Below are 1,776 nucleotides of genomic sequence, written 5' to 3' on the forward strand. Positions count from 1 at the left end.
GTCTGGGCAGGCGTGGATGCCCGGGTCAGGCCCGGGCATGACGAGTAACTAATTGGTAGCTTTTCTCCTGGTGATGCGCTGGTCTGGTGCAGGCGGGCCACGTTCCAGCACACCACCGCGATCACACCGGCTTCAGCTGCACCTTCAGTCCGTCGCGCGGCTTCGGGATCGGCCAGACCTGCCAGTCCGGCTTATAGCCCGGCGTGAACGAGGCCTCGATGTTGGACAGGAAGTGCCGTGCGAAGCATTTCGCCTGCATGTAGGCGAAGTGCAGGCCGAGGCACATATGCGCGCCGCCGCCGAACGGCACCCAGGCGAAGCGGTGGCGGCCGCGCTGCGCCTCGTCGGTGAAGCGCATCGGGTCGAACCGCTCGGGCTCGGGCCAGATCTCCGGCATGTGGTGGGTGTACATCGGGTTGATGCCGACGCCGGTGCCGGCGGGAATCGCAAAACCCTTGAAAGTGAAGTCGCGGACCGGGCGGCGCGGCAGCGACGGCACCGGCGGCATCAGCCGAAGGGTCTCCTGGAACGCCATCTCGGTCAGCTTCATCTTCTCCAGATGCTCCGAGCTCATCGGCTCGTCCTTGGCGAGGCCGAGGCTGTCGACTTCCGCGCGCAGCTTCTGCTGCCACTCCGGATGCGCCGCGAGCTGGGCAACGAACGAGGTCAGCGACGAGGTCAGCGTGTCGTGCGCCGCCATCATCAGGAAGCTCATGTGGTCGACGATGTCCTGCGTCGACAGCAGCGCGCCCTCGTCGTCGGTGGCGCGGCAGAGATGCGAGAACAGGTCGTCGCCGTCGCCCTTGGCACGGCGCAGCGGGATCTGCTCGGAGAAATAGGCGACGATGCGCTGGCGGCCCCTGACGCCGCGCGCCATCTGCGTGCCCGGCAGCGGCTTGCGGATCGGCGCCACGGCGGCGGCGACCATGTCGATGAAGGCGCGGTTGATGGTATCGACCTCCGGCCCGATCTCGGTGCCGAGAAAGGAGGTCGCGGCGAGGTCGAGCGTGAGCTGCTTGATCGCCGGATAGAACAGCATCTCGCCGGGCCTCTCGCGCCACTGCGCGATGCGCGCGGCGATCCCGCGGTCGAGGCCGGCGAGATAGGATTTCATCGGCCCGGCCTTGAAGGCGACCGACAGCGCCTTGCGGTGCATGCGGTGCTCCTCGAAATCGAGCAGCATCAGGCCACGGGGAAACAGCAGATTGAGGATGTGGCCCCAGCCATGCGCCGAAGAGAACAGCTTCGCCTGGTCGAACAGCACCAGCTCGTTGGCCTCCGGCCCGAGCAGCACGACGTTGACGTCGCCGAACATGTGGCTGCGATAGACCGGGCCGTACTTCTTGGCGTTGCGCTCGACATGGCCCTTGGGATCGGCCAGCACCTCGAAGGTCTTGCCGATGATCGGCCAGCCCTCGTCGCCGGGAATATGCGTCAGCGAGTTGCGCCGGGGCGGCGTCAGCCGGATCGGTTCAGAGACCACATGCTGCATCGACATCGTGGGGTTTCCTCTCGTCTGAACATTGGTGTCGTGGAATTAGCGCCTTGGAATTGGCGTCTTGGAATTAGCGCCTTGGAATTGGCGTCTTGGTCCTGACCTTCGCTTCTGTAGGCGGCGCGGTGGCAGACCCCGTGGTCCCCATTGATAGGCGGTTGCAGCGCGGATGCAATACGCTCGCGGTCGTGTGACTGGCCATTGATGTTGCGCCGCAAGAGGGATCGTTCTCGCGACGCGCCGGGCGTCCGAGGTCTGAAGCATTCCGCCCGTCTCGAAGA

The 1,776-nt window shown here is 65.7% G+C and carries 1 protein-coding gene; it reads right to left on the bottom strand.

Annotated features, from left to right (window positions below; translation table 11 throughout):
* Positions 1 to 121: 121 nt before the first annotated feature.
* Complete coding sequence (locus tag BRAS3809_RS31390; protein ID WP_035659762.1) at positions 122 to 1,498, bottom strand: cytochrome P450; 1,377 nt, start codon at positions 1,496 to 1,498, stop codon at positions 122 to 124.
* Positions 1,499 to 1,776: the final 278 nt, after the last annotated feature.

The organism is Bradyrhizobium sp. STM 3809 (assembly GCF_000239795.1).
GTDB lineage: Bacteria > Pseudomonadota > Alphaproteobacteria > Rhizobiales > Xanthobacteraceae > Bradyrhizobium.